This is a genomic window from Halomonas sp., assembly GCF_041689495.1.
Lineage (GTDB): Bacteria > Pseudomonadota > Gammaproteobacteria > Pseudomonadales > Halomonadaceae > Halomonas.
This window is the reverse complement of record NZ_JBDNGD010000337.1, coordinates 1-3,283: the sequence shown is the minus strand read 5'-3', so window position 1 is coordinate 3,283 and position 3,283 is coordinate 1. Positions and strand designations below refer to the sequence as shown.

The following is a 3,283-nucleotide window of genomic DNA, read 5'->3' as shown; positions in this document are numbered from 1 at the left end:
GATACAAGCTGCCGGAAGTGAAGGATATGCGGTAATGGAAACTAGCCATGCGCTATGATTGTCTTCGTCGAAATATTTAGGTGGACGGCTGCTCCTCCTTAAAATTCAATAGGTAGCCTACTCGATATTCTGGATCTGCTCGCGCATCTGTTCGATCAGCACCTTGAGTTCCACCGCGCAGCGGGTGGTGCTGGCGACGACCGACTTGGATGAGAGGGTGTTGGCCTCGCGGTTGAGTTCCTGCATCAGGAAGTCCAGGCGTCGACCGATTGGCCCCTTCTGCTCCAGCTGGCGCTCCACCTCGGCGACATGGGTGGCCAGGCGGTCGAGTTCCTCGTCGACATCGGCCTTGTGGGCGAGCAGCACCAGTTCGGCCTCGAGGCGCTGGGGGTCGAGTTCGGAACGTGCCGTGTCCAGGCGCTCCAGCAACTGGGTGTGCTGGCGCTCGAGGATCTCCGGCATCAGGCGGCGTACCTCGCCGATCTGGGCATTCACCGCCGCCAGCCGCTCACGGATGAGCACGGCGAGCTTGTCGCCTTCCCGGCGGCGGCCCGCCACCAGGTCGTGCAGGGTGGCCTGGAAGAGGGGCAGGGCAACGGCCCTGACGATATCCATGTCCGGTCCGCGAGTGTCGAGGACGCCCGGGTGCTCGAGCAGTGCCAGGGCATCGGGCATCGGGGCACCGGGCACGGCATGGCGTATTTCCGCCAGGGCCACGGCCAATGCCTCGAGACGTTCCGGGCTGACGGCGAGCCGACCATCCGGACCGGCGGGCTCGAAGCGCAGGCTGCATTCCACCTTGCCCCGGGCCAGGGTCTTGCGCAGTGCCTCACGAAATGCCGTCTCCAGGTCGCGCAGACTCTCGGGCAGACGAAAATGGGGCTCCAGGTAGCGCTGGTTCACCGAACGCAGCTCGAGTTCCAGCCTCCCCCAATCGGCGTCATGCACCTGGCGGGCGAAGGCGGTCATGCTGTGAGTCATGGCAACTCCTGGGAGTGTCCGGCAGGCGGAGGGCCAGTGTACCCGATTCAGGGTGTAGAATGGCGGCCACAGGCCTGTACGGCCGATCCCTTCAACCCGACAGACGAGAGGTTCTATGCGCCCCAGTGGACGACAGCCCGACCAGCCCCGCGAGATCAGACTCACCCGCGACTATACCCGCCACGCCGAGGGTTCCGTGCTGGTGGAGTTCGGCGATACTCGGGTGCTGTGCAACGCCAGCGTCGAGGCCGGAGTCCCGCGCTTCCTGCGCGGCAAGGGCCAGGGCTGGATCACCGCGGAGTACGGCATGCTGCCCCGGGCCACGCACACCCGCGGCGGTCGCGAGGCCACCAAGGGCAAGCAGGGCGGGCGTACCCTGGAGATCCAGCGGCTGATCGGTCGTTCGCTGCGCGCGGCAGTGGATCTCAAGAAGCTCGGCGAGTTCACCATCACCGTGGATTGCGACGTCATCCAGGCCGATGGCAGCACCCGTACCGCCTCGATCACCGGGGGCTGTGTGGCGCTGGTCGACGCCATCCGCTTCCTGCAGCGGGAGAAGAAGATCAAGTCCGACCCCTTCCGGCAGCTGGTCAGCTCGGTGTCGGTGGGTATCTTTCGCGGGACGCCGGTGGTCGACCTCGACTATCCGGAGGACAGCACAGCCGGCACTGACATGAATGTGGTGATGACCGAGGGCGGCGGGCTGATCGAGGTCCAGGGCACGGCGGAAACGGCGGCCTTCAGTCGCGCGGAACTCGATGCCATGCTCGATCTGGCCGAGAAGGCGGGCGCCCAGTTGTTCGATCATCAGCGCGAGGCCCTGGGGATACGACGCTAGGCCCCGGGCCTATCCTGGCACCGCTCGGCTCTCGAGGTCGGTGTCAGGGCTTCGCAACGGCGACGCAGGGAATGAGATCAGATCGTCAGGTCGTACTCGACGATCAGGGGGGCGAACTCGGAGAAGGTCGCGTCATAATCGATCCAGGCGTCGATCACATGGCACCGGAAATTGGGGCCCACCACCTGGTAGTCGATGCGCCAGCCTTCCTGGCGTGAGCGCGGTACTTCCTGGTCGAGTTTCGGCCACCAGGTGTACTCGCCGGCGTCGCGGTTGATCTCGCGGAAGGTATCGATGAAGCCGGTGGGACCGAAGGTCTCGTCCATCCAGGCGCGTTCCTCTGGCTTGAAGCCCGGAGTGGCCTGGTTGTCCGCCCAGTTGGCCAGGTCGATGGTCTTGTGGGCGATGTGCCAACTGCCGCAGATGATGTATTCCCGGCGCTTGCGGGCCATCTTGCCCAGGTAATCCTGGGACTGCGCCATGAAGGCCTGCTTGGCGGCGAGGTCGCTGCCATCGGGCATCAGGAAACTGGCGATGCTGAAGCGGTCGTAGTCGGCCTGCAGGAAGCGGCCCTCATTGTCGCACTGCGGAAACCCCAGGCCATACATGATCGCCTTGGGAATCTTGCGGCAATACAGCCCGACGCCGACGAAGCCATCCTGCTCGGCATCGAGGAAGTAGCCCTCGTACCCTTCCGGGTAGAGGATGCTGTCGTCGAGCTCGAAGCTCTTGGCCTTGAGGTTCTGAACGCAGACGACGTCCGCGTCCTGATCGGCCAGCCAGTCGAGAAAGCCCCGGCCGACTGCCTCCCGGATGCCGTTGACATTGATGGTGGCGATTTTCATACATGGTCCCTTTTGCGTCGCGCCTGTATGATACCCGACGATTGGGCGATTGGGTAAATGACCTTTGCCCATGGCCATGATAGGCAAGAACCCGAGGAGGAGATTCGCGGCGTGTCCAGCCAGCCTGAAAGCAAGCTGCAACCCTACCAGCGAGACTTCATCGCCTTCGCCATCGAGCAGGGGGTGTTGCGTTTCGGTGACTTCACCCTGAAGTCCGGCCGGGTCAGCCCCTACTTCTTCAATGCCGGCCTGTTTCGTACCGGTGGCGCCCTGGCACGTCTGGGTCGCTACTATGCGCGGGCCATCGCCGACAGCGGGCTGGCATTCGACCTGCTCTTCGGCCCGGCCTACAAGGGGATAGCGCTGGCCGCCACCACGGCGGTGGCCCTGGCCGACCACCATGACCGCGACCTGCCCTATGCCTTCAACCGCAAGGAAGCCAAGGATCACGGCGAGGGCGGCAATATCGTCGGTGCCGAGCTCGCCGGGCGCATCCTGATCATCGATGACGTCATCACCGCCGGCACCGCCATCCGCGAGGTCATGGACCTCATCAAGGGCTCGGGCGCGCAGGCCGCCGGGGTGGTCATCGCCCTGGACCGCCAGGAACGCGGCAGCG

General features: G+C 64.7%; 4 protein-coding genes. 2 read left to right on the top strand and 2 right to left on the bottom strand.

Features of this window, described 5'->3' with window-relative positions; genetic code table 11:
- Positions 1-117: 117 nt before the first annotated feature.
- Complete coding sequence (locus ACESMD_RS10760) at positions 118-981, bottom strand: YicC/YloC family endoribonuclease (RefSeq protein ID WP_372613010.1); 864 nt, start codon at positions 979-981, stop codon at positions 118-120.
- A gap of 115 nt (positions 982-1,096) precedes the next feature.
- Here ACESMD_RS10760 and rph point away from each other — a divergent pair, with 115 nt between their 5' ends.
- On the top strand, positions 1,097-1,819 hold the full coding sequence (rph, locus tag ACESMD_RS10755; protein WP_372613008.1) for a ribonuclease PH: 723 nt from the start codon (positions 1,097-1,099) through the stop codon (positions 1,817-1,819).
- 77 nt (positions 1,820-1,896) lie between these two features.
- Here the strand turns inward: rph and ACESMD_RS10750 are convergent, their stop codons facing one another.
- Positions 1,897-2,664 carry an exodeoxyribonuclease III gene (locus ACESMD_RS10750; protein WP_372613006.1) on the bottom strand — a complete coding sequence of 256 codons (768 nt, stop codon included), beginning with the start codon at positions 2,662-2,664 and terminating at the stop codon, positions 1,897-1,899.
- A 135-nt stretch (positions 2,665-2,799) separates the two neighbouring features.
- Here ACESMD_RS10750 and pyrE point away from each other — a divergent pair.
- Positions 2,800-3,283 (top strand): orotate phosphoribosyltransferase (pyrE, locus tag ACESMD_RS10745; RefSeq protein ID WP_372613012.1); only part of this gene is annotated, 484 nt, incomplete at its 3' end.